Source organism: Janthinobacterium sp. BJB446 (assembly GCF_002735655.1).
GTDB classification, from domain to species: Bacteria; Pseudomonadota; Gammaproteobacteria; order Burkholderiales; family Burkholderiaceae_D; genus Janthinobacterium; species Janthinobacterium lividum.
Genome location: NZ_PDZK01000001.1, coordinates 699573 through 723229 on the forward strand (window position 1 = coordinate 699573; position 23657 = coordinate 723229).

17 protein-coding genes are annotated in these 23657 nt (G+C 65.3%); 9 read left to right on the forward strand and 8 right to left on the reverse strand.

Annotated features, from left to right (window positions below; translation table 11 throughout):
- The first annotated feature begins 276 nt into the window (after positions 1 to 276).
- The 4 genes from CSQ92_RS03215 to fdhD all read left to right on the forward strand — a co-directional run bounded on the left by CSQ92_RS03215 (position 277) and on the right by fdhD (position 4659).
- Positions 277 to 1359 (forward strand): calcium:proton antiporter, encoded by a 1083-nt coding sequence (locus CSQ92_RS03215; RefSeq protein WP_099393225.1) that lies wholly within the window; start codon positions 277 to 279, stop codon positions 1357 to 1359.
- A gap of 163 nt (positions 1360 to 1522) precedes the next feature.
- Positions 1523 to 2980 carry a Ppx/GppA phosphatase family protein gene (locus CSQ92_RS03220; RefSeq protein ID WP_046683711.1) on the forward strand — a complete coding sequence of 486 codons (1458 nt, stop codon included), beginning with the start codon at positions 1523 to 1525 and terminating at the stop codon, positions 2978 to 2980.
- A gap of 93 nt (positions 2981 to 3073) precedes the next feature.
- Positions 3074 to 3763, forward strand: coding sequence for a hypothetical protein (locus CSQ92_RS03225; protein WP_099393226.1), 690 nt, complete (start codon positions 3074 to 3076; stop codon positions 3761 to 3763).
- 68 nt (positions 3764 to 3831) lie between these two features.
- Positions 3832 to 4659, forward strand: coding sequence for a formate dehydrogenase accessory sulfurtransferase FdhD (fdhD, locus tag CSQ92_RS03230; protein WP_081345828.1), 828 nt, complete (start codon positions 3832 to 3834; stop codon positions 4657 to 4659).
- On the opposite strand, the gene CSQ92_RS03235 is transcribed toward fdhD, so the two are convergent.
- The gene (locus tag CSQ92_RS03235) at positions 4656 to 6962 is read right to left on the reverse strand and encodes an FdhF/YdeP family oxidoreductase (RefSeq protein ID WP_099393227.1); all 2307 of its coding nucleotides are present in this window, start codon (positions 6960 to 6962) and stop codon (positions 4656 to 4658) included. The two genes, fdhD and CSQ92_RS03235, sit on opposite strands and share 4 nt — an antisense overlap.
- Before the next feature lie 143 nt (positions 6963 to 7105).
- Between CSQ92_RS03235 and CSQ92_RS03240 the strand changes: the two genes are divergently transcribed.
- Positions 7106 to 7867, forward strand: coding sequence for a GNAT family N-acetyltransferase (locus CSQ92_RS03240; RefSeq protein WP_034786047.1), 762 nt, complete (start codon positions 7106 to 7108; stop codon positions 7865 to 7867).
- Here CSQ92_RS03240 and CSQ92_RS03245 read toward each other — a convergent pair.
- The 3 genes from CSQ92_RS03245 to CSQ92_RS03255 form a co-directional block, all read right to left on the reverse strand.
- Entirely contained in the window at positions 7800 to 13265 is a 5466-nt protein-coding gene (locus CSQ92_RS03245; protein WP_099393228.1) for a CHAT domain-containing protein, read from the reverse strand. The two genes, CSQ92_RS03240 and CSQ92_RS03245, sit on opposite strands and share 68 nt — an antisense overlap.
- A 290-nt stretch (positions 13266 to 13555) precedes the next feature.
- Positions 13556 to 13843: a hypothetical protein gene (locus CSQ92_RS03250; RefSeq protein ID WP_034786045.1), complete on the reverse strand. Its 288-nt coding sequence runs from the start codon at positions 13841 to 13843 to the stop codon at positions 13556 to 13558.
- A 181-nt stretch (positions 13844 to 14024) separates the two neighbouring features.
- Positions 14025 to 14717, reverse strand: a complete 693-nt coding sequence (locus CSQ92_RS03255) for an ABC transporter ATP-binding protein (protein WP_034786044.1) — start codon at positions 14715 to 14717, stop codon at positions 14025 to 14027.
- A gap of 324 nt (positions 14718 to 15041) precedes the next feature.
- On the opposite strand from CSQ92_RS03255, the gene egtD reads away from it, so the two are divergent.
- Positions 15042 to 16034: an L-histidine N(alpha)-methyltransferase gene (egtD, locus tag CSQ92_RS03260; protein ID WP_099393229.1), complete on the forward strand. Its 993-nt coding sequence runs from the start codon at positions 15042 to 15044 to the stop codon at positions 16032 to 16034.
- An 11-nt stretch (positions 16035 to 16045) separates the two neighbouring features.
- Complete coding sequence (gene egtB / locus CSQ92_RS03265) at positions 16046 to 17287, forward strand: ergothioneine biosynthesis protein EgtB (protein WP_099393230.1); 1242 nt, start codon at positions 16046 to 16048, stop codon at positions 17285 to 17287.
- Position 17288: 1 nt separating this feature from the next.
- Here the strand turns inward: egtB and CSQ92_RS03270 are convergent, their stop codons facing one another.
- The 4 genes from CSQ92_RS03270 to CSQ92_RS03285 form a co-directional block, all read right to left on the reverse strand.
- Positions 17289 to 18893, reverse strand: coding sequence for a methyl-accepting chemotaxis protein (locus CSQ92_RS03270; RefSeq protein ID WP_180276919.1), 1605 nt, complete (start codon positions 18891 to 18893; stop codon positions 17289 to 17291).
- A 169-nt stretch (positions 18894 to 19062) separates the two neighbouring features.
- Positions 19063 to 20769, reverse strand: coding sequence for a 2-isopropylmalate synthase (leuA, locus tag CSQ92_RS03275; RefSeq protein WP_099393232.1), 1707 nt, complete (start codon positions 20767 to 20769; stop codon positions 19063 to 19065).
- Positions 20770 to 21133: 364 nt separating this feature from the next.
- A complete protein-coding gene (locus CSQ92_RS03280) occupies positions 21134 to 21403 on the reverse strand; it encodes a barstar family protein (RefSeq protein WP_257219111.1) in 270 nt (89 codons plus the stop codon).
- A gap of 14 nt (positions 21404 to 21417) precedes the next feature.
- Positions 21418 to 22077 carry a hypothetical protein gene (locus CSQ92_RS03285; RefSeq protein WP_099393234.1) on the reverse strand — a complete coding sequence of 220 codons (660 nt, stop codon included), beginning with the start codon at positions 22075 to 22077 and terminating at the stop codon, positions 21418 to 21420.
- Between the two features lie 178 nt (positions 22078 to 22255).
- On the opposite strand from CSQ92_RS03285, the gene CSQ92_RS03290 reads away from it, so the two are divergent.
- Together CSQ92_RS03290 and CSQ92_RS03295 are read left to right on the forward strand one after the other, a co-directional pair.
- Complete coding sequence (locus tag CSQ92_RS03290; RefSeq protein WP_034786038.1) at positions 22256 to 23167, forward strand: patatin-like phospholipase family protein; 912 nt, start codon at positions 22256 to 22258, stop codon at positions 23165 to 23167.
- A gap of 59 nt (positions 23168 to 23226) precedes the next feature.
- Positions 23227 to 23634 (forward strand): GlcG/HbpS family heme-binding protein, encoded by a 408-nt coding sequence (locus CSQ92_RS03295; RefSeq protein ID WP_034786036.1) that lies wholly within the window; start codon positions 23227 to 23229, stop codon positions 23632 to 23634.
- Positions 23635 to 23657 lie beyond the last annotated feature (23 nt).

Genomic DNA, 23657 nt, shown 5'->3' on the forward strand with positions numbered 1-23657 from the left:
CCGCGAGGGCGGGCCCTGCATTATGACGCCAGCCGGAAGCAAAAACACAAGAAAATTGCAACGGCATGTTACCAAAGGGACTATAGTTACTGGTAGCAAGCAGGTGCATCACAGCAAGGGGCTCGAACGATGAGCAAGGCGCGGGGCGCCGCTACCCGAACGTGTGCATTCCCTAACTTTCATTTAAGCTAAGCAAGTTATGCTATCGAGCGCACGCCAGGCTGCCCTGTGCCGTCCGCACCGCAGTTCCTCTTTCTTACTCTTGCCAGGCCCATAATGAAAATGCTCAAATCCCTGCCTGTATGGCCGCTTGCCGCCCCCGTTGCCGGCTGGCTGTTCCTGTTCGGTTCCACCTTCAATGTCGGCGGCGCCTACCAGATACTGCTGGTGGCTGGCCTGATCGGCAGCGTGCTGGCCGCCGTGTACCACGCGGAAGTGGTGGCGCACCGCATCGGCGAACCGTACGGCACGCTGGTGCTGGCGCTGGCCGTGACCCTGATCGAGGTGGCGCTGATCGTCTCGCTGATGCTGGCCGGCGGACCGGAAACGACAGGGCTGGCGCGCGACACCGTGTTTGCCGCCATCATGATCATCCTGAACGGCATCGTCGGCATCTGCCTGCTGCTGGGCGCCGGGCGCCACAAGGAGCAGACCTTCGGCCTGCTGGGCGTGAGCGCCTCGCTGGCCACCCTGGCGGCGATTGCCGTTTTGACTCTGGTGCTGCCGAACTACACCTCGAGCGCCGCCGGTCCCTTCTACAATTCCAGCCAGTTGATCTTCATCGCCGTCATTTCCCTGGTCCTGTACGGCACCTTCGTGCTGGTGCAGACGGTGCGCCACCGCGATTACTTCCTGCCCAAGGAAGCCGTTGGCGATGAGGAGGTGCATGCGGCGCCGCCTACGCCCACCGTCGCCTGGGTCAGCGCCGGCGCGCTGCTGGTGTGCCTGGGCGCCGTGGTGCTGCTGGCCAAGTCGCTGGCGCCCGCGCTGGAGACGGCGATTGCCGCCATGGGCGCGCCGAAAACCCTGGTCGGCATCGTCATCGCCGCCATCGTGCTGCTGCCCGAAGGCCTGGCCGCCGTGCGCGCCGCGCGCGCGAATCGCCTGCAAACGAGCTTGAACCTGGCGCTCGGTTCCGCGCTGGCCAGCATCGGCCTGACGATTCCCGCCGTGGTGGTGGTGTCGCTGGCCACGGGCCTGACGATTACCCTGGGACTCGATATCAAGTCGACGGTGCTGTTGCTGCTGTCGCTGATGGTGGCCACCCTGTCGCTGGGCACGGGCCGCACCACGGTCATGCAGGGCACGGTGCACCTGGTGATTTTCGCTGTTTACCTGTTTACCACCATCGTGCCGTAAGCTGCCGCACCGCTGCCGTTTTGTCACAATCCTGTCACGCCGCTGTCATACGATGAGGGTAGTGTGGTAGGATTTTTAAATCGTTTAAATGATTTATATAGTTTAGTAACTGATTTTGCCAACTTTTTCAGTTGGCACAGTAATGACAAGACAAGAGGCCAGTATGTATGCAGCGGTGGACCTGGGGTCCAACAGTTTTCGTTTACACGTCGGCAAGCATGATGGCGACACGATCCGCGTGGTCAAGAGCGTGCGCGACCCAATACGCCTGGCCGCTGGCCTGGACGCCAATGGCGACCTGACCGAGGCGGCCATGCAGGGCGCCCTGGCTTGCCTGCAGCGCTTTCGCGCCATTCTCGCCGGCTTCGAACTCGATGCCGTGCGTGTGGTGGCCACGTCGGCCATGCGCGTGGCGCGCAACGGCGCCGTCTTCCTGCCGCTGGCCGAACAAGCCATCGGCCATCCGATCGAGATCATCTCGGGCGAGGAAGAGGGGCGCTTGATCTACATGGGCGTGGCCAATGCGCTGGCCATTCCCGGCGAACGCCGGCTGGTGATGGATATCGGCGGCGGCTCGACCGAACTGATACTGGGGCGCGGCAACGATATCGAACGGGTTGAGTCGTTCAGCCTGGGCACGGTCAAGCAAAGCCTGTCGTTCTTCATCGGCGGGCGCATCGACGCGCCGTCGTTCGAGGCGGCCATCCTGTCGGCGCGCAGCCATTTCGAGGATGCCGCGCCGCCGTACCGTCCGCAGCACTGGAAGACGGCCTACGGCTCTTCCGGCACCATCCGCACCATCGCCGACATCATCGCCCGCAACAAGCTGGGCGACGGCTTGCTCACGAGCGCCAGCCTCGATGCGCTGGCGCGCCGTTTCATTGAACTTGGCCACACCAGCCGCATCGACATGCCCGGCTTGCGCCCCGACCGCGCCAGCACCATCGTCGGCGGCCTGGCCATCTTGATCGGCCTGTTCCGCGAACTGGCTATTCCCGCCATGACGCCGATCGAGGCGGGCTTGCGCATGGGCGTGATGTGGGATTTGTACCTGCGTTCGACCAAGCGCGACCGCCGCGAACAGTCGGTGCAGGGCTGCATGGAGAAATTCCATATTGACCAGCAGCGCGCCGGCAGGGTGGCCGAGCAGGCGCTGGCCATGTATGCGCAGCTCAAGCCCACGTCCGACGCCTTGGTGAAATGCCTGCGCTGGAGCAGCCTGCTGCACGAAGTGGGCCTGGCCGTGTCGCAGACGGGCTATCACAAGCATGCCTCCTACATCGTGGAAAACGCCGATTTGCCCGGCTTTACCACGCGCGAACAGAAGACCATGAGCCGGCTGATCCTGGCGCAGAAGGGCAACTTGCGCAAGATCGGCGAAGTGCTGTCCGACCCCGATTTCGCCAAGGCCGTGCTGGCGCTGCGCCTGTCGATCTTGCTCATGCATGCGCGCATCGAAGCCGATTTCAGCGAACTGCGCCTGCGCATGAAGAACCGCATCGAACTCGACATCAAGCGCGGCTGGGTCGCGCACCATCCCACCGTGTCGTTCTGGATCGAGAAGGAGCAGGAATTCTGGGATGAGGTCGGGGTCGATTTCACCATCCGCGCCAGTGCCTAGAAGGTCATGCCGTGCGCATGACTTGATGTGCAGCAAGCAAGATTTTAAAAAACAGTATATATTGTTTATATTATTTATTAAATTGGAGAATCCATGACCAAAACCGCCCCAGCGAAAAAAGCCGACAGCGCGCCCGTATCGATGTTCCCTACCAGCGCCTCGATCAATGCGGCTGCGGCCAAGGCGACACCGGCCGCCAAGCCCGCCGCTAAGCCAGCTGCTAAACCAGCTGCTAAACCAGCCGTCAAGCCAGTGGCAAAAGCCGCCGTCAAGCCGGCGGCAGCCAAGCCAGCGGCGGTCAAGCCAGCCGTGGCCAAGGCGCCAGCCGCCAAACCGGCAGCGAAGGCCGCCGTTGCCAAGCCTGCGGCCAAAGCCGTCGTCAAACCGGCAGCCAAGCCAGCCGTGAAAGCTGTCGCCAAGCCGGCGGCCAAGCCTGCGGTGAAAACCGTCGCCAAGCCGGCCGCGAAAGCCGCCGCCAAACCGGTAGCCAAGCCGGCCGCCAAGCCTGCGCCAGCGAAAAAAGCGCCGGTCGTCAAGGTCGCCGCCGTCAAGGAAAAAGCCCGCAAGCCGAAACTGGTGCGCGACAGCTTCACCATGCCGGAAGCGGAATACGAAGTCCTGGGCCAGGTGAAGAAAGCCTGCCTGAAGGCCGGTTTCGAGATCAAGAAAAGCGAATTGCTGCGCATCGGCGTGGCGCTGATCAGCCAGATCGACCTGGCCACCCTGCAAAACGTGCTGGCCGGCTTGCCGCAGCTGAAAACGGGCCGTCCGAAGAAGGATTGATGGCGCGGGCAGGGGCCGCCCCCTGTCTGCCCGTTCTGGTTTACCATGGGGCCTGTGCTAGTTCCCCCATGGTTGCCATGTCAGAAGATACAGAGATCGAACGCGCCGGCTTTGTCGAGCGCGCCATTGTCCGCCACCAGGCGGGCATTTCTACCCCAGCCATCGACCACGTCGCCGAGGAAATTCCCGTCGCGCTGGTCTTCAATGGCATTTCCCATGTCGTCATGATGGCCACCCCGCGCGACCTGGAAGCGTTTGCCTACGGCTTCGCGCTGACGGAGGGCGTGGTGGCTTCCGCTGGCGCCATCTTCGACTGCGAAGTGTTCCTGCGTCCTGATTCCGCCGAAGTGGCTTTGAGCATCGCCCAGGAAGATTTCGTGCGCCTGAAGGACCGGCGCCGCCAACTCACGGGCCGCACGGGCTGCGGCGTGTGCGGCATCGACAGCATCGACATGCTCGATTTGCGGCCCGCAGCGCTGCCGCCGGCGCTGATCCACGTCGACCTGCCGGCCGCGCTGGCGCGCGCATCAAGCGGCTTGCGAGAACACCAGGCGTTGATGCGGGAAACGGGTGGCGTGCACGCGGCCGCGTGGTGCACGCCCGATGGCGATATCGCGCACGTATTCGAGGATGTCGGCCGTCACAATGGCCTGGATAAACTGATCGGCCATTTGGCACTGAGCGGGGCGGACATGCGGCGCGGCTTCGTCTTCCTGTCCAGCCGCGGCAGCTACGAGCTGGCGCGCAAGGCGGCGCGCATGCAGATACCGTTGCTGGCGACGATCTCCGCGCCCAGTTCGCTGGCCATTTCCATCGCCACGCAGGCGGGCATGAAGCTGGTGGGTTTCTGCCGCCAGGATGCGTACGTCGATTACACGCCCGGTATCAGTATTTAGGCAGCACTGCGCTGCAGCAGCACGGGGACGGACTTCGACGTGGGCGTGCCGGCGCCGTCGGCCGTGCTGGCCAGCGGCACCAGCGCGTTCGTCTCCGGGTAATACGCTCCCAGGCAGCCGCGCGGGATGTCGTAGGCCACGAGCCGGAAGCCGTTGGCGCGGCGCGCCACGCCATCGTCCCAGGCGCCGATCAAGTCCACCAGGTCGCCATCGGCAAAGCCCAGCATGGCGATATCTTCCGCGTTGGCGAAGACGACCTTGCGCGTGCCGTACACGCCGCGGTAGCGGTCATCCATGCCGTAGATGGTGGTGTTGTACTGGTCGTGCGAGCGCGTGCTCATCAACACCATCAGGCGCGCGCCATGGCGCTGTTTCGCGCGGTGCAGCGGCGTATCGAGGTCCAGCGGGGCGACGAGGAAGCTGGCCTTGCCGCTGGCCGTCTTCCACACGCGTTCGCGCGACGCCACCGTCAGATGAAAGCCGCCCGGCTGCGCCACCCTGGCGTTGTAGTCGTAAAAGTCGTCAAATACCTTCCCGATATCGTCGCGGATGCGCGCATAGTCGGCCGCATACGCGCGCCAGTCCACCAGACTGCTCCCCACCGTCGCTTCGGCCATGCCGGCCACGATGGCCACTTCCGAGCGCAGCTGCGGCGAAGCGGGCGCATTGCGGCCGTACGAGATATGCACCATGCTCATCGAGTCTTCCACCGTCACGCCCTGCGCCACGCCGTGCTGCAGGTCGATCTCCGTGCGCCCCAGGGTGGGCAGCAGCAGCGCTTCCTTGCCGATGACCAGGTGGCTGCGATTGAGCTTGGTAGCCACCTGCACCGTCAGCGCGCACTGGCGCAGGGCGGCAAAAGTGAGCGGCGTGTCCGGCGTAGCCGCGGCAAAATTGCCGCCCAGCGCGATGAACACCTTGACCTCGCCGCGCTGCATGGCTTCGATACTGGCCACCACATCGTGGCCATGCGCGCGCGGCGGCTCGAATCCATATACCTGGCCCAGGCGGTCGAGGAAGGCCTTGGTCGGCTTTTCCTCGATACCCACCGTGCGGTCGCCCTGCACGTTCGAGTGGCCGCGCACGGGGCACAGCCCGGCGCCCGGCTTGCCGATCTGGCCGCGCAGCATCATCAGGTTCGACAGCATGCGGATGGCCGCCACGCTGTGCTTGTGCTGCGTCAGTCCCATGCCCCAGGTGGCGATGATGCGCTGGCCCTTGACGAAGATGTCCGTCAATGCCTCGATCTGCGCGCGCGCCACGCCCGATTCTTTCAGCAGCAAGTCCCAGCTTTCGGCCCGCAGGTCGGCGCGGAAGGCGTCGAAGCCGCTGCAGTGTTCCGCGATGAAAGCGTGATCGACGACGGCGGGCCTGCCTGCCGCCAGCGCCGCATCGTCATGCTCGACGACGCGCTTGGCGACGGCCTTGATCAGGGCGAAGTCTCCACCCAGGGTCGGCTGCACGAACAGGCCGGCCAGGCGCGTGCTGCCCAGGGTCGCCATTTCCAGCGCGCTTTGCGGGTCCATGAAGCGCTGCAAGCCCCGCTCGCGCAGGGGATTGATGGAAACGATGCTGCCGCCGCGGCGCGCGCAGTCGCGCAGTTCGCCCAGCATGCGCGGGTGGTTGGTGGCGGGATTCTGGCCGAAGATGAGGATGGTGTCGGCCAGTTCGAAATCGGCAAGGGTCACCGTGCCCTTGCCGATGCCCACCGTGGCCGGCAAGCCGCGGCTGGTGGCCTCGTGGCACATGTTGGAGCAGTCGGGGAAGTTGTTGGTGCCGTACAGGCGCGCCATCAGCTGGTACAGGAAGGCCGCCTCGTTGCTGGCGCGCCCCGACGTATAGAACGCGGCCTGGTCCGGATCGGGCAGGGCGCGCAGGTGGCGCCCCACGAGGGCATACGCGTCTTCCCAGGCGATCGGCACATAGCGGTCGCTGGCGGCGTCGTACACCATCGGTTCGGTCAGGCGTCCGTGCTGCTCGAGCGCGTAGTCCGACTGTTGCAGCAGCTGCGTGACGGTATGGCTGGCAAACAGTTCCGGGCCGGCGCGGCGGCTGGTCGCTTCGGCGGCGACGGCCTTGGCGCCGTTTTCGCAAAAGGCAAACGTGGAAGCGTGGTCGCGGTCGGGCCAGGCGCAGCCGGGGCAATCGAAACCGTCCGGCTGGTTTTGCGCCAGCAGCGCTTTCAGATTGCCGGGCGCGACCCGCTCCTGGCGCAGGCTGATGGCCACGTGTTTCAAGGCATCCCAGCCGGCTGCCGGCTTGGTGTAGGGCGTGATGTGTGGCGGGTCCTGGTCTTTCATCATGTCTTTCGGCTGGGCGAGTGTGGTAATTATGCACGATCCCCGAATGACATTGACTTGCGTCATGGAAATGACATTCGGCTGTCATTTTCCTGACATATTAGACAAGTACGCTGGAGTCGTCTTGATCACAGGGGGATGAAACCATGCAGAACATAATCGCATCAAACGAAGCCAAGGCCCGGCCGGTCCAACTGGTGCTGAGCCAGGCCACGACAGCGGCGGAAGTGCGCGAAGTCCAGCGTTTGCGCTACAAGGTGTTTATCGAGACCATGGGCTTGACGTCGCTGGCCAACGCCGATGGCCTCGACAGCGATGAATTCGACGCGCACTGCGACCACCTGATCGTGCGCGACGCCGATACCCTGAAAGTGGTGGGCACCTACCGCGTGCTGAGCGCGGCCAAGGCGGCCAAGATCGGCCGGCTGTATTCGGAAAACGAGTTCGACCTGAGCCGCCTGAAGAACCTGCGCGGACGCATGGTCGAAGCGGGCCGCGCCTGCATCCACCCGAAATACCGGGGCGGCAGCGTGATCATGCTGCTGTGGTCTGGCCTGGCCGAATACATGCGCCGCGAGCGCTGCGACTACCTGGTCGGCTGCGCCAGCATCAGCCTGGCCGATGGCGGCCATAACGCCGTCGCCGTGTACCAGGCGCTGGCCGAAAAACACATGGCCCCAAGCGAGTACCGCGTCACGCCGCACCTGCCTTTCCCCATCCACCAGGTGGAAGCGGCGCACAAGCCGCAGGTGCCGCCGCTGATCAAGGGCTACCTGCGTTCGGGCGCCTGGATCTGCGGCGAACCGGCCTGGGACCCTGATTTCGAAAGCGCCGACATGTTCATGATGATGCCGCTGGCGAATCTGGACGAGCGCTATGCGCGCCATTACGGCGTGGTGCCTGGCTAAGGGCGGGAAGCGAGGACTGCAGCTGGCTGGCCAGCGCCTGCACGGCGCTGCGCAAGCCGGTGTCCGCGCTGTCGGGCGGCAGCAGTTCGAGCAGGAAGCGCAGCGGTGCCGTGATCGCCTCGGGTTCGCCGATGCTGCCGTGGCGCCGCACGGCGTCGTGGTACAGGGCCAGGAAGGCGGCGCGCGCGGGCGCGTCGAAAGAGCGGCCGTCCGGCACTTGCCACAGGGCCGCCAGCAGGGCGGCGCGCACGGGGGCGCCGGCGTCGATGGCGCGGTGTTCGTCCGCATGGCGCTGGCGCGCATAGGCGATGGCGTCGTGCAGCAAGTCGCCCAGTTGCGGATCGAGCGCGCGCCAGGCGCCGCTATCGCCATGGGCTTTCAGCAGCAGGGCGCCCGCCAGCACCTGGAAAATCAGGTCGCAGTCGGCCACGCCGCTGCGCCGCCGCGCTTCTTCCAGCGCGGCCAGGCAGGCATCCGTCATGCCGCGCAGGGCAGGCGCGCCGGAGCTTCCTTCGGTGCAGGCCAGGCGCGCCTGCAAGGCCCAGTAGCGTCCCAGCAGGGCCAGGCGCTGCGCCGTGGGCGCCAGCGCCACCAGCAGGTCGATATGCTGTTTTCCATCCTGCAGCAACTGCCGGCCCTGCGCCGGATCGGGCACGGCTGGCACCTCGATGCCGGCGCCCACATCGAGGCCGCACAGGGCCGCGCCCTGGCGTATCTCCAGTTCCGCCCAGTGCGCCAGCGCGCGCAAGGCCACCTTGCCGTCGGCCGCGCTGTGCGCCGCCCGGTAGTGTTCGATGGCGCGCAAGGTGTTCTCCAGGCCACCGAGGCCGGCCCGCGTGGCGGCCATGTTTTCGCGGATGTCGGCGCAGCCGAAGAAGCGGGCGCGCACGGCTTCCTCGATGCTGCCCAGCTTTTCCTCGATGGCCGCGCGGCGCGCAGCATCGGCGCCCGCCAGGCGCGCGTGCAGGGTTTCCAGGTCGGCCAGCAAGTGGCCGTGGTAGTGATAGTCGGGCGCTTGCCAGGGCCGGCTCTGGGTATTCGGAAAGCGGTAGCGGTCGTCGCCATACGCCTGGTAGGCGCCCCAGGTGTTCGAGGCCGGGAACTGCAGGTAGGCCGCCTCGCGCGCCAGGCGCACGGCGTCGCCGAAGTATTCGCCGCTCAGCATGGCGTGATAAAAACTGTGCGCGAAGATGCTGGCCGCCTGGTCGTCGATGCGCCAGCCGGCCGCGATCACCGCCTGCGAGCCCATTTCAATGAAGGCCGTGGCCAGGCTGGCGGCCAGTTTCGACCACGGCGCGATGGCGTCCGGGCGCATGTCGCCCAGATGGCAGCAATTGATGAAGACGAATTGCGGCACGCGCTTCAATTTACCCACCTGCGCCGCCGTCAGCCGCGTCTTCGGTCCCAGCACCAGGCCCGTATGGGCGATGCCGGGGCCGGCCACTTCGCCATGGCCGGCCAGGTGGATGGCGAAATAGCGTTCGTCGAACAGGTGCACCAGCACGCGCTGGGCCTGGGGACGCAGCAGCTCGCGCACCTGGTAGCCGTACGCGCCGAACATGCGCGCCACGTCCTGCGCTTCGGCCTGCGCGCCGGGCAGCTCGGGCAGGCCGGAATCGGTGTCGCCGATCACCAGCACGCTGTTGCTGGGCGGGCTGACGGCGGATGGCTGCTCGCGCAGGCTGGCCAGCTGGCGCACCATGCCGATGCGCGTCGACAGCGGGCTTTCCTCGCTGCCCGCCTCGTCGCGCATCAGCTCCCACGGATAGATGGCGGCGCTCTGGTCGACGGCCAGGATCAGGCCGCGCATCTCGGGGATGGCCGCCTTCAGGCCATTCGGCAGCATCAGTTCGTACAGGGCGCGCGACAGGCCCGGCTGGTCGGTGGTGTTGTCGGTGGCATCCATGATCAGGCCATCGACGGCTTGCCGCTGGTTCGGCTCCTCGTCGACGCTGTTGTGCGCGCGGTCCGTCAGCACAGTGAAGCGCAGGGCGCCGGAGAGATCGGCGGCGACGATCTGCACGCGGCGCCAGCCATTGTCGCCGCTCAGGCTGGGCAGGATGCGCCGGTAGCCGCCGGGGCTGTGGCGGATGCGCCGCTCGAACGTGAAGCTGCCCTGGTAGCGCGCCTCGGCCATGATCTGTTCGATGGCCACGGCGGCGGCGATGGCGCGTGCCTCGGACTGTTCATAGATGGCGATGTGGCCGATGCGGCAAGCCATGCCCGCGTCTTCCAGGCGCCGGTTGGCGCTGCGCGCGCCGTCGATCAGGGCGCGCGCGCACAGGGCGATGCTCAAGCCGCCATAGCCGGAGCCGGACAGCAGGCTGGCCACGCGCAAGCCATGTTCGCCCATCGGCGGCGCGGCCACATGGCCGGCGGCGCGCACCTGCAGGCAGACGCACGCGTATTCGAGCAGGCCGCCAGCAAAGGCGCGCGCCAGTTCGCCCGGCGTCAGTTCGCCCAGTGCGCCCAGGCCGATGACGATGGCGCCGCCGGGCCGGCGCGCCGCATCGGGCTGCAGCACCACGAGGGCGGAGTCGGGACGCTGCGGAAAGCGTCCCAGCGCGTGGATTTCCTGCAGCTTGCCGGCCAGCAGGCGGTCGAGAAAGCTCATGCTGCCGCGCAGCGATTCGGACGCGTAGCAGCCGCTCATGACGGGCGCGTCGGCCGAAGCCATGCTGCCGTGGATGACGGATAGGCTCAGCTGCGGCGCGCGGCTCTCCGGCGCGCTGGCGGGGCCGGCGGCGCCGATGGCCGCGTCAAGCAATTCCTGCGGCTGCGGGTACAGCGGCGTAGCGTCGGACACATACGGATGGAAGCGGGGCGGGACGCCGCCAGGCGCGTGCGGCGGGTGCCGCGGCAGGGAGGTCCCCTGGCCGCTGTCGAGCAGCTGCGCGATGGCAGGGTAGTAGTCCTTTTGCAGCAGCAGGTCGCCATGCGCCACCGGCAGGTAGCAGGCCGCTACGCCGTCCGGCACCGCGCCTTGCCAGGCCGTGCGGCCATCGCCGTCCGGCGACCAGGCGTTCTCGATGCCGCCGTCGCGCAGGCGCAGCGCCACCGGCGTGTCGGCGCAGCCGGCCAGGTAGCTGCAATGGCGGGCGTCGAGCGGGGCCGCTTCCAGCAGGGCCACGGTGGCGCGCGCCGTGGCCAGCGCCTGGGCCTCGGGCGCCTGCCAGCCGCCGGGCAGGCCCGCTTGCCTGTCGCCGCCGGCCAGCCGCGCCCAGGCCTCGGCATCGAAATAATCGATGCTACCCCCCGCCTGCGGCCACGGCAGCATGTCCAGCACGCCGGGAAAGGCGCGCACGAAGCCGAGAAACTGGCGCCGCGTGTGTTTCCAGCCTATCCAGCAGGCCAGCATCTGCACCAGCCGGTCGCGTCCCAGCAGCACTTGCACCATCGCCTGCGTGCCGCGGTTGGCCGTGCCCACCTGCAGCAATCGGCTGCCGGGCAGGGCGCCGAAGCGCTGCCAGCGGTCTTTCAGGGCCAGGCGCGCCACCAGCCCGCCCATGCCGTGGGCAACGATGCGCAACGGGTGGCCGCGTTGTTCGGCATCGCGCATGGCCTCGTCGAGCACTGGCAGGAAGGCGCTGCTGGACTGCTGCAGCGAGAGGCGCCAGTCATAGGTAAAGGGCCGCACTTCCTGGCTTTGCGCGAGGAAGCGGGCAAACGGTTCATAGCAGGATTCGATCCAGCCGGCGCTGACGATGTGCGGCTGGCCCACGGCCAGGCGTTCGATGCGCCCTTCGACCAGGTTGACGGGATCGAACCAGATGCGGTTGTTGCCCACTTGCAGGTGGCTGCCCATGATGTCGGGCAGCAGCAGCACGATGGGCGCGTGCGCGCGCCGTTTCGGCACTTCGCCGCCGCGCGCCAGCGGGGCGTGCTCGATGCCGGACAGCGGCTGGTAGGCTGTCTCGTCGCCGGTGAGGGCCTGCACGGCGGCCTGGCTAGACGGCGCGCGCTCGAAGTAGTTCAGGTGGTGCGCGTGCGGCCCGCGCAGCAGCAGTTGCCGCACCGGCGTGCTGCGCGTGGCGCCGCCGGCCATCGAGGCGCAATTGACCACCAGGTCGTTCTGCCCGCCGTAGAGCTGGTCGTCGAGGCAGTCGCCCAGCCAGCCCAGCAGGCCGTCGCCGCTGCACGCGCCGGCCAGCACATGTAGCGGGCTGGCCACGCGCACGTCGGGCGCATTGAGCAGTGCCACCAGGGGCGAGTCGGGCATCATCGCTTCCAGGCCCGGCAGGATGCGCGCGTCGCAGCGCTGCTGCACCACGGCCAGCAGGAAGGCCACGGCGCCATCGGGAACGCCGTCGTGCAGCAGCAGGTTGAACATCACGCTGGCCCAGCGGTCGAGCCGGCCCGACATCAAGGTGGTGCCGCGCGCCGGGCAGGCCACGCGCACGAAGCGGGCGATGCGGATGGCGCGTTTCTTCAGTTCCACGCTCAGTGCGCGCAGGCGCGCCGCATCCTCGTCGTAGCCGCCGCGTCCGCCCAGCCGCGCCTGCGCCGTGAAGTGGTCGATATCGTGGCTGTTGAACGCTTCGCCGCCCACCGTGTTTTCGCTCAGCCGCTCCAGGCCGTCGCCGGCCAGGTCGACGGCGCCGCGGCTGTCGATGCGCTGCGCGCGCGCCAGCAATTCGCCCACCAGGCCGCCGCGCGAATGGGTCAGCAGGTGCAGCACGGCGCCGTGCGGCAGCTGGCGCACGAGGGCCAGCGCGTTTTCGATGGGGCTGTCGCTGAGGCTGCGGTGCTCATAGCCATAGATGCGGTTGCCGTACTGCGCCGCCAGTTGCGGCGCCAGGCCATTGCGCCACAGGCCGCCAAAGCTGCGCTGGGTCGACGAGGCCGTGCCGTGCAACAGCAGCAGCACCGGGTCCGGCCCGGCGGGCAAACTGGCGACGGCCGTCATGCTGTCCGCCTCGATGCCGCAGCGGTACAGGCCCAGCCGTTGTTCCAGTTGGCGGTCCTGGAAGGTGCCCGCCGCCGCCAGCGCCGTCATGGCGGCGGCGCCGCAGCGGTACACGCGCACGGCCCGCAGCATCCAGGCGCCCAGGCCGTCGCGGCTGGCGCCGGGCGGCTGGCGCGCCGCCTGCGGGCGCAAGGCCAGTCCCACTTCGATGCTGGCGGGGGCGCCATCGCGCGCCAGCGTGGCCGGACCCAGGTAGCGTGGCAGGTCGAGGCTGCCAGCCAGCAGCGAACTGCCGTCGCACAGCAGCAGTTGCACCACGTCGGCGGGGCCGATATCGAGGGTGATGCGGCAGCTGCCGATGCCGCGCGCGCTGGATAGCACATGGGTCTGGCCATGCCAGCCGGGCGCGGCGGGGCAGTCGCCGGCATTGGCGAGGGGATCGCGCGTGAGCGTCAGGCGCAGCACGGGCGGCGCAAGAGGATCGCTGGACATGCGGTTGGGATCGCTGGTTAAAAGCTGACCTTGATGCCTGCGCTGACTATGCGTGTTGTGTCAGATCAAGAGTGAGTGGAAATGCTGGCTGGCGGGGCAATGCAGAGTGAAGGCGGGGAGGGTGTGGAACTGGGGCGGGAGGGCAGAGAAACGGTCAGCATGGTTTGGGCTGGGTCTCTTCGCTATCGTGCTCGGATGTTGTGCGGTGAGCGAACTGCGCGAATTTCATGGCAAAAGTTCATGGCGCCGGGAACCTGGGTGCCTGGCATGGCATTACAACAGCGGTTATATCAATGGACTGGCGTGGCGGACAGTTCCTTCAGTTCGCGGATGGTGATGTCCGATTTTTCATGCATGCGCAATAAAATCGTTGCACCGACCGACAGTTTGCCGTGACGAATCTTGCTGATGATGGGGGGCTGGACTTCCAGTACACGGCACAGTTCCGCATCATTTTTCAGGTTCATCTTCTCGATCAGGGTATCGAGCAGCTTGTTGGGCACAAAACTCGATGGTTCGAGCGCACGCGCCCGGTTCATCGCCTCAATCATTTCCAGCTTCTTTTGCCGAACGTTCATTTACTCCTCCTTCAGGTTATGCAAGGGACGAGACCACTTTGACGCGGTCCCGGCTATAGTTCGTCATCGCAGTACGGCTGTCTGGGTGACGTAGTACAACATTCGCGTTACAACATTGATAACCAGGCAAGTGTTTAAATAATACTACGATAACAAAACTTGTGACAGATGGTCAGTTAAATTAACTGATTGTTTGATCAGTTTGGTTGACGATTGTTGTATTTTGTAGTCCGCTTTTCGTCAGGATCATGGTCCGGTCCGCCATTTCGGCGGCGGCCAGCGAATGCGTGACCATGATCGCGCAACTGCCGTTGGCCTTGATTTCGGCGCGCAGCAATTGCAGGATGCTGTGCGCCGTGTCCGGGTCGAGGTTGCCGGTGGGCTCGTCGGCCAGCACCAGTGCCGGCTTGTGGACGAGTGCGCGGGCAATGGCCACGCGCTGCATTTCGCCGCCGGACAATTGCTGCGGAAAGTCGCCGCCGCGCCCGCCCAGGCCGACCGCCTCGAGCATGCTGGCGGCACGCTCCTGGGGCAGTCCGTTGAGCAGCAGCGGCAGGGCCACGTTTTGCAGCAGGGTCAGGTGCGGCAAGACGTGGAAGGCCTGGAAAATAAAGCCCATGCGGGCGCGACGCAGCCGGGTGGCGGCGGCGTCATCGAGGCTGGACATGGCAATGCCGTCCACCAGGATAGGGTGCGCTTCGGCACCCGCGTCGGGCGTATCGAGGCCGGCGATCAGGTTCAGCAAGGTCGACTTGCCCACGCCCGAGTCACCCATGATGGCGATGAATTCCCCGGCCTTGAAGCGGCAGGAAATGTTGGCCAGCACGGGACGGGCATTGGCATAGGACTTCGACAGATGGCGCAATTCGAGCATGGTGTTAACGGCTATCGTAAAGGGAGGCACGCGGGGGAGAGGGGGGCCTGGGAACTGCAAAGGGGCGCGGATTGTTTGGCCGGCAATGTGTAGTATACGACAGGCTTATGCTTTTTGCTTGGTAATACCACTTTTGTGTGGTTCCTGCGGCAGACGGCGCGTATCGACCTTAAGTTACCTGCCGCACGGCTGGCTTGCGCGGATTCCGCTATGATGAGAAAAAGTCATCGGCAGAGGCGCCCGCAAACCGCTGCGGCAGGGGCGGTGCGCCCGGTGGCTGACCGTGCAAGCCCTTCGTGAACCTAACATTGACGACGCCAGCCCATGACCATGCCACTTGCGCAACAGCAGTCCGATTTCCGTCCCGCCAGCCACGCCAGCGCGGCCAGCGCCACTCCTGCCACGATAGCCGAGATCAGCAGCGGCCTGCTGGCGCGCGATGCCTGGACGTCGCCCAAGTACCTGTACGACGCGCTCGGCTCCAAGCTGTTCGAAGCCATCTGCGCCTTGCCCGAGTACTATCCGACGCGCACGGAAGCGGCCATCTTCGCCCGCCATGGTGCCGAGATCGCCCACGCCGTGGGGCCGGGCAGCACCCTGATCGACCTGGGCGCGGGCAATTGCGCCAAGGCCGCCAGCCTGTTCCCCCTGTTGCACCCGGTCCAGTACGTGGCCGTGGATATTTCCTACGATTTCCTCAGCGAATCGCTGAGCCGGCTGCAGCAGCGCTTTCCGCACATCGAGATGACGGGCCTGGGCCTGGATTTTTCCAGCCGCCTGGACTTGCCCGACAGCGTGCGCGAGGCACGGCGATTGTTCTTCTATCCCGGCTCGTCGATCGGTAATTTTGCGCCCGAGCAAGCAACTGCCTTTTTGCGCCGCCTGCGCGCGAATGCGGACGGCGATGGCGGCCTGCTGATCGGCGTCGACCTGATCAAGGACGACGCCATCCTCGACGCCGCCTATGACGATGCGCTGGGCGTCACGGCCGCCTTCAACCTGAACATGCTGCGCCACGTGAACGGGCTGATCGGCGCCGACTTCGACGTGCGCGCGTGGCAGCACCACGGCTTTTTCAATGCCGACGAGCGCCGCGTCGAAATGCACCTGGAAGCGCGCAGCGAGCAGTTTGTCCATTGGAAAGGTGGCCAGCGGCGTTTCGCGAAAGGCGAGCGCATCCATACTGAAGACAGCTATAAGTACACGCGCGCGGCCTTTGTCGGCTTGCTGGAACAGGCCGGGCTTTCCACCGTGCAAGTCTGGACGGATCCGCAACAGTGGTTTGCCGTCATTTACGCGCGGGTCATCCGGGACTAAGAAGGGAACAGATGCTGATCGGTCATTACCATCAAGTGCGCCAGCATTCTCTGCTGCTGGCCGAGCCCCTGTCCGACGAGGATTGCGGCGCCCAGTCGATGCCGGACGCCAGTCCCGTGAAATGGCACCTCGCGCATACCACCTGGTTTTTCGAAACGTTTATTCTGGAAAGCATGGAAGCGGCGTTCGCGCCATTCCACCCGGCCTTCCGCGTGCTGTTCAATTCCTATTACAACGGCGTGGGCGAGAAGCACCCGCGCGCCCAGCGTGGCTTGCTGACGCGCCCCGGCATGGACGTCGTGCGCGCCTACCGGATGGATGTCGATGCGCGCATCGGCCGCCTGCTGGCGGGCGAACTGGCGCGCGAGGAGCGCGAACGGCTGACCATGCTGCTGGCGCTGGGGCTCGAACACGAGCAGCAGCACCAGGAATTGCTGTTGACGGACGTCAAGCATCTGCTGGCGCAGAGCGCCCTGTTTCCTGCCTACCTGGATCGCATGGACAGCGCGGCGCCATCAGCGCAGCAAGCCGCGCAGCCCACGGCCTGGCTCGCCTTCGACGGCGGCCTGGCGCAGATCGGCCATGCGGGCGATGGCTTTTGCTTCGACAATGAATTGCCGCGCCATCCGCAATACGTGGCGCCGTTCGAACTGGCCAGCGCGCTGGTGACGAATGGCGAGTACCTGGCCTTCATCGAGGCGGGCGGCTACCGCACGGCGCACCTGTGGCTGGCCGAAGGCTGGGACTGGGTGCGCAGCGGGCAGCTGGAGTGCCCGTTGTACTGGCAGCGCGACGAGGCGGGGCAATGGCAGGAATTCACTCTATATGGTTTGCATAGTCTCGACCTGCAGGCGCCGGCTACGCATCTGTCCCTGTTCGAGGCGGACGCCTATGCGCACTGGGCCGGCGCGCGCCTGCCGACGGAAGCGGAATGGGAAGTGGCGGCGCAAGGCGTCGCGCTGCAAGTTGGCCTGCTGCATCCGGCCGCCGGCGCACCGGGAACAGGGCTGCGGCAAATGTTCGGCCATTGCTGGCAGTGGACCAGCAGCAGCTACGCGCCGTATCCGGGCTACCGCACGGCGCCCGGGGCGCTCGGCGAATACAACGGCAAGTTCATGCTGAACCAGTATGTACTGCGCGGCTCGTCGTGCGCCACGCCGGCCGGCCATGCGCGCGCCAGCTACCGCAATTTCTTCCCTGCCGGCGCGCGCTGGCAATTTTCCGGCATCCGCCTGGCGCGCCAGGTGGAATAACTTAGTGCAGGCGCGGGACGGCGGGTGCGTCAGGGCGGGGCGGCGCCTTGGCGGCAGTGTTCTGTTCCAGCTTGAACTGGCTGACGAGGGTTTCCAGTTCGCCTGCCTGTTCATGCATGGCTGCCGCCGCCGCGGCCGCTTCCTCGACGAGGGCCGCGTTTTGCTGCGTCGTCTGGTCCATCTGCATGATGGCCGCATTGATTTGCTCGATGCCTTCGCTCTGCTCGTGGTTGGCAACGCTGATTTCACCGACGATGGCGCTGACCCGGCCCACGCTGGCCACTACTTCATCCATCGTGGCGCCCGCCTGGCTGACCAGTTGCGCGCCCTGGCCGACCCTGTTGACGGAGTCGGCGATCAGTTCCTTGATTTCTTTCGCCGCCGCCGCCGAGCGTTGCGCCAGGTTGCGCACTTCGGACGCCACCACGGCAAAGCCGCGGCCTTGCTCACCTGCGCGCGCCGCTTCCACCGCCGCGTTCAGTGCCAGGATATTCGTCTGGAAGGCGATGCCGTCGATCACGGCGATGATGTCGACGATCTTGCGCGACGAGGCATTGATGGCATCCATGGTGCCGATCACTTCCGCCATGGCTGAGCCGCCGCGCTGCGCGATGGCCGATGCCGAGCGGGCCAGGCTGTCGGCCTGGCGTGCATTGTCGCTGTTGCTGCGCACGGTGCCTGTCAGTTCGATCATCGACGAGGCCGTTTCTTCCAGCGCGCTGGCTTGCGCTTCGGTGCGGGCCGACAGGTCGGCATTGCCGCTGGCGATCTGGCTCGACGCCACGGCTATCGTGCCCGTGCCGCCGCGCACCTGCCCCACCAGGGTGGCCAGGTTGGTATTCATATCGCGCAACGCCTGCAGTAGCTGGCCCGCTTCATCCTTGCCTTCGGCCACGATTTTGCTGCTCAGGTCGCCTGCGGCCACGGCTTGCGCCACGCGCAAGGCATAGGCGATCGGCGTGGTGATCGAGCGCGTGACGCGCCAGGCAAAGAGCACGCCCAGCAGCAGGGCGGCCGTGCCCAGGCTGGCCATCAGCACATTCGCTGCGGAAATATTCTGCTTGATTTGCTGGCCGCCATGCACGACCACCCCGCGCTGGATTTCATTCAGGCGGTTCACCGTCTTTTGCAATTGGTTCAGGGCGGGCAGGGTGTCGTCGCGCACATGCACGGCCGCTTCCGCGCGCTGTCCCGCCACCAGCAGCTTGTCGGCCTGGCTGAACGACACGACATAGGCCTTGCGCTGCTGCTTCAGGGTGGCCAGCAGTTCCTTGCCTTCAGGCAGCACGATCAGGCGGTCGAGCACGACCAGCGCATCGGTGATGGTGGCCTTGTTGGCATCGATTTCGCCGTGGATGGCGTTGGCGCGGGCCGGATCTTCATGGATGAACAGTTCCAGCACCAGTGCCGCGTTCGAACGCGTGGTGCTGCGGATGGTGGCGATGGCGTCGGCCTTGGCCCAGTCTTTCTCGATGATGGCTTCGCTGAGCGCGCCGATCTTGTCGAGCCGGAAAAGGCCCGTGCCTACCAGCACTGCCATCAGTAACAGCACCACGCCAAAACCGGCGCCCAGGCGCACGCCTATCTTCATATCCGTCAATTTCATACTGATTCCCTCGGTAGCTAATGATCTGTCTCCGGTGGTCTTGTTATGCAACGATTATACGGTTGGTGATACCTGATTTGCACTACTAATTGCCCAATAGAAATGAAAAAGCGGCACGGCGATCAAGCCGTACCGCTTTTTCTCCCTATGAGGGATGCCCTGGCCGTGCTCAGGCTGCGTTGGCAGCCACGTCGGCCTCTGTTGTTTTTTCGGCGTCCGTCTGCTTGATGCGGCGGTTCACGGCCGACAAGACAGCCTTGAACGAGGCGGTGACGATATTGCTGTCGATGGCGGCGCCGAACAGGGTCGGGCCATTGTCGAGGCGCAACTCCACGTAGCAAGCCGCTTGCGCGTTGGCGCCGGAGCCGATCGAGTGCTCATGGTAATCCATCAGCTTGATGTCGAGACCGAGTGCGTTGACGAAGGCATCGATGGGGCCGTTGCCGCCGCCTTGCAGGGCCAATGGCGTCTGGCGGTGCGACAGGCTGATGTCGATCTGCACGGATTCGTCACTGCTCGTGTCTTCCACCATGCGGTGCGAAGCGTAGGCGTATGGCGCCGTCTGCTCCAGGTATTCCTTCTGGAAGATTTCATGGATATCCTGCGCGGCGATTTCGCGGCCCGTGGCGTCGGCAACGGCTTGCACGGCGCGCGAGAATTCGATCTGCAGACGGCGCGGCAAGACCAGGCCGTATTCCTGTTCCAGCAAATACGCCATGCCGCCCTTGCCGGACTGGCTGTTGACGCGGATCACGGCGTCATAGCTGCGGCCCAGGTCGGCCGGGTCGATCGGCAAGTACGGCACTTCCCAGATGCTGTCCGGTTGTTGCTTGGCGAAACCTTTCTTGATCGCATCCTGGTGCGAGCCGGAGAATGCCGTAAACACCAGGTCGCCCGCATACGGGTGGCGTGGGTGGACGGGCAGCTGGTTGCACTCTTCCACGCACTTGCGCACGCTGTCGATGTCGGAGAAATCGAGGCCCGGATGCACGCCCTGCGTGTACAGGTTCATCGCCAAAGTCACCAGGTCGACGTTGCCCGTGCGCTCGCCATTGCCGAACAAGCAGCCTTCCACGCGGTCGGCGCCCGCCATCACGGCCAGCTCGGCCGACGCGACGGCCGTGCCGCGGTCGTTATGCGGATGCACGCTGATGATGATGGAATCGCGGCGCGCCAGTTTGCGCGACATCCATTCGATCTGGTCCGCGTACACGTTGGGCGTGCTGCATTCCACGGTCGATGGCAGGTTGATGATCATCTTGTTGGTCGGCGTCGGCTTCCAGATGGCGCTGACGGCGTCGCAGATATGCTTGGAGAAATCGAGTTCCGTGGTGGAAAACGATTCCGGAGTGTATTCGAAACCCCATTCCGTTTCCGGATGCTGCGCCACCAGCTGTTTTACCAGGGTGGTGCCGGTGGTGGCGATATTCGTGATTTCCTCGCGCGACATGCCGAACACGACTTTGCGGAACACGGGCGCCACGGAGTTGTACAGGTGGACGATGGCGCGCTTGGCGCCGACGACGGATTCCACCGTGCGGCGGATCAGCTCTTCGCGCGACTGGGTCAGCACGATGATGGTGACGTCGTCCGGGATGCGGCCCTCATCGACGAGCTTGCGGACGAAATCGAAATCCGTTTGCGATGCCGACGGGAAGCCCACTTCGATTTCCTTGAGGCCGATGGCGATCAGCATCTCGAAGAACCGCAGCTTCTTTTCCGCGCTCATCGGCTCGATCAGCGACTGGTTGCCGTCGCGCAAGTCGGTGCTCATCCAGATAGGCGGTTTGCTGATGATCTGGTTCGGCCATTGACGGTCGGTCAATTTGACGGGAGGAAAGGCGCGGTATTTGGAAGCTGGGTTTTGCAACATCATGATCGGGTACTCCTGAAGATAGGGGGAAATCAATGGTTGTGGCGCAAGCTTGCCGGGCGGCCACGCAACACTAGGCCAGGCAAGCGATCGGTAGCGATAGCAGTGCAACGACGATGCCAGCGGGGGCGGTCGCAGGGGGAACTACGTGTACGAATGGGGATGGTGCAAACATCATCAAACCTTCCAGGGTTTTTGAAACACGCCGGCGTGTGGCCAGGCGAAGCAATGCGGCAAACTTATGCGCGTGCTAGGTGTAGTCGCGATAGCGACAGCAGGGAAGGGGATGGATGTTTGAAGGAGGACATGCACTTAATGTAAGGGAGGTTGGGGCGGGCTGTCAAGCGTTTCCTGGCGTCACGTTGTGTCAAGCGTAATGCACTTGCGCGGCCAGGTCCGGCATTTCCTGCGCCATGCGCGCCAGGATGCGCTGCAGGATGGCCGCATCGTGCGGCAGCCGTGCGGCGAAGGCTGGCCAGCCGCGCAGCTCCAGTTGTTGCGGCATGTCCACCAGGCCCGTGACGGCGTCCCAGAACGCATCCCAGTTCATGCCGTAGAAGGAAGGAAAACCCAGCGCGGCGGCCAGCGCCGCATGCAGCTGGCGCGGCGAGTTGATATCGCTCAAGTCGATTGTCACGAGGGCCAGTCGATTCACACTATGCCCTTGAGCAGGTTTTGCAGGTTTTCCCGCATGCCGCCCACCACCGTTTTGTGCTGCGCCAGGATGGCGGGCGCATCCTTGAACGGCGCCGGGTCGAGATACAGGCGCGGCAAGTCGGCCACGGCCACGCCGCGTGGGCCGCCGCGCAGGATGTCATCCGCATGCTGCTGGATCGAGTTGACGGCCGCCTGGATGCGCGGCGTCGCGGAGGCGGCCAGGCAGGCGGCCAGCGCGGCGTCGAGGTCGGCGCGCGCGGGCGCCTGCGGCAGCACGGGGGCGGCGATCTGTTCCAGCGGCGACATGTTGACGGCTGGCTTGCGGTAGGCGAGCAGGGTATCGAGCGCCATCAGCCGGTGTGGGCCGCCTTGCCCGAGCCAGCCGGCGATGCGGGGCCAGGGCGTGCCCAGCAGCGCTGCCGCCACGCCCCATTGTCCCGCCACGGGCGAGCCGACATTGGTCTCGATCCAGGCGAGGGCGGCCGGATTGCCCGTGTAAGCCAGCAAGGTGGCGTTCGACGAGCGCAGCGCGGGTGCCTGCGTGGCGAGGATGGCGGTCAGCCAGGCAAGGGCGCCATCGGGCTGCTGCTGCGATAGCTGTTGCGTAAATGGTTCGCTCAGGGCGCGGCTGTCGGCAAATTGCTGTTCTGACATATTGATTGGAGGAAAGTAAAAACCAGGCGCCAGTCTAGCAGTGGTCTGCTGGATGGGGCGGCGCGCACGAACATTGTCAGCATAAACATTTAAGACAGCCTTCAGTGCAGGCAGCCCCGCTTGCGCTACAATCGGCTCTCCTTTATTGCCACTGCCGCGCGCGGTTCCCCCTCTCCACATGTTCCCTAAACGCCTGACCTTGCTTGCCCTGGCCGCCTTTGCGCTGGCCGGCTGCGATACCACCGCCCCGAAACCCGTTCAAGTATTGACGCCACCCGAACCCATCGTCGTCACGCCGCGCAAGATCAAGATCGGCCTGGCGCTGGGCGGTGGCGCGGCGCGCGGTTTCGCGCATATTGGCGTGATCAAGGCGCTCGAATCGCAGGGCATCGTCGCCGATATCGTCACCGGCACCAGCGCCGGCAGCGTGGTGGGCGCCATGTATGCGGCAGGCAACTCCGGCTTCGCCCTGCAAAAGATGGCGTTCGACATGGACGAGGCGGCCATTTCCGACTGGGCCTTGCCCCTGTTCGGCAAGTCCTCCGGCGTGCTGAAAGGCGAAGCGCTGCAAAGCTATGTCAACAAGGCTGTGGGCGGCGTGCCGCTGGAAAAGCTGAAGATTCCCTTCGGCGTGGTGGCGACCGATTTGAAAAATGGCCAGCCGATCCTGTTCCAGCGCGGTAACACCGGCATGGCCGTGCGCGCCTCGTCGGCCGTGCCCGGCGTGTTCCAGCCTGTGACGATTGCCGGCCACACCTATGTCGATGGGGGCCTCGTCGCTCCCGTACCCGTGCGCTTCGCGCGCGACATGGGCGCCGATTTCATCATCGCCGTGAATATCTCGTCGCAAACGGATACCCAGAAGGCCATCAGCTCGATGGAAGTGCTGATGCAGACGTTCGCCATCATGGGTCAGCGCATCAACCAGTTCGAGCTCAAGGATGCGGACGTGGTGATCCAGCCCAGCCTGGGCACGATGAAGGGCAACGATTTCAACAGCCGCAATCAGGCGATCCTGGCGGGCGAGCAGGCGACCTTTGCCGTCATGGCGCAGCTCAAGCAAAAGCTGAAAGCCAAGCGCGAGCAGTAGGGGGTAGCGCCGCTGCGCATTTCGTATACAATTTTGATTCAACATAACAAGGATGCACCATGCAATCGAAACCGATTTTGACCCTGGACGACGTAAAGAAAATCGCTGCCGCCGCCGAAGCGGAAGCGGTCAAGAATAACTGGGCGGTCACGATCGCCATCGTCGACGACGGCGGCCACCTGCTGTGGCTGCAGCGCATGGATGGCGTGGCGCCGATCTCGTCGCACATCGCCCCATCGAAAGCCAAGACGGCCGCGCTGGGTCGCCGCGAATCGCGCATCTATGAAGAGATGATCAATGGCGGCCGCGTGTCGTTCCTGAGCGCACCGGAAATCGACGGCTTGCTGGAAGGCGGTGTGCCCATCGTGTTCGACGGTCATTACGTGGGCGCCGTCGGCGTCTCGGGCGTGAAGTCGGCGGAAGATGCGCAAATCGCCAAAGCAGGCATTGCTGCGCTCACCGCCTAAGTAGTAGCCGCAATTGCAGAACC

Coding starts and splice junctions, on each gene's coding strand:
- CSQ92_RS03295 (WP_034786036.1), top strand. CDS start 23,227: ATGCAATCGAAACCGATTTTGACCCTGGACGACGTAAAGAAAATCGCT.
- egtD (WP_099393229.1), top strand. CDS start 15,042: ATGACCATGCCACTTGCGCAACAGCAGTCCGATTTCCGTCCCGCCAGC.
- egtB (WP_099393230.1), top strand. CDS start 16,046: ATGCTGATCGGTCATTACCATCAAGTGCGCCAGCATTCTCTGCTGCTG.
- CSQ92_RS03220 (WP_046683711.1), top strand. CDS start 1,523: ATGTATGCAGCGGTGGACCTGGGGTCCAACAGTTTTCGTTTACACGTC.
- CSQ92_RS03285 (WP_099393234.1), bottom strand. CDS start 22,077: ATGTCAGAACAGCAATTTGCCGACAGCCGCGCCCTGAGCGAACCATTT.
- CSQ92_RS03250 (WP_034786045.1), bottom strand. CDS start 13,843: ATGAACGTTCGGCAAAAGAAGCTGGAAATGATTGAGGCGATGAACCGG.
- CSQ92_RS03215 (WP_099393225.1), top strand. CDS start 277: ATGAAAATGCTCAAATCCCTGCCTGTATGGCCGCTTGCCGCCCCCGTT.
- leuA (WP_099393232.1), bottom strand. CDS start 20,769: ATGATGTTGCAAAACCCAGCTTCCAAATACCGCGCCTTTCCTCCCGTC.
- CSQ92_RS03225 (WP_099393226.1), top strand. CDS start 3,074: ATGACCAAAACCGCCCCAGCGAAAAAAGCCGACAGCGCGCCCGTATCG.
- fdhD (WP_081345828.1), top strand. CDS start 3,832: ATGGTTGCCATGTCAGAAGATACAGAGATCGAACGCGCCGGCTTTGTC.
- CSQ92_RS03255 (WP_034786044.1), bottom strand. CDS start 14,717: ATGCTCGAATTGCGCCATCTGTCGAAGTCCTATGCCAATGCCCGTCCC.
- CSQ92_RS03235 (WP_099393227.1), bottom strand. CDS start 6,962: ATGATGAAAGACCAGGACCCGCCACACATCACGCCCTACACCAAGCCG.
- CSQ92_RS03270 (WP_180276919.1), bottom strand. CDS start 18,893: ATGAAATTGACGGATATGAAGATAGGCGTGCGCCTGGGCGCCGGTTTT.
- CSQ92_RS03240 (WP_034786047.1), top strand. CDS start 7,106: ATGCAGAACATAATCGCATCAAACGAAGCCAAGGCCCGGCCGGTCCAA.
- CSQ92_RS03290 (WP_034786038.1), top strand. CDS start 22,256: ATGTTCCCTAAACGCCTGACCTTGCTTGCCCTGGCCGCCTTTGCGCTG.
- CSQ92_RS03245 (WP_099393228.1), bottom strand. CDS start 13,265: ATGTCCAGCGATCCTCTTGCGCCGCCCGTGCTGCGCCTGACGCTCACG.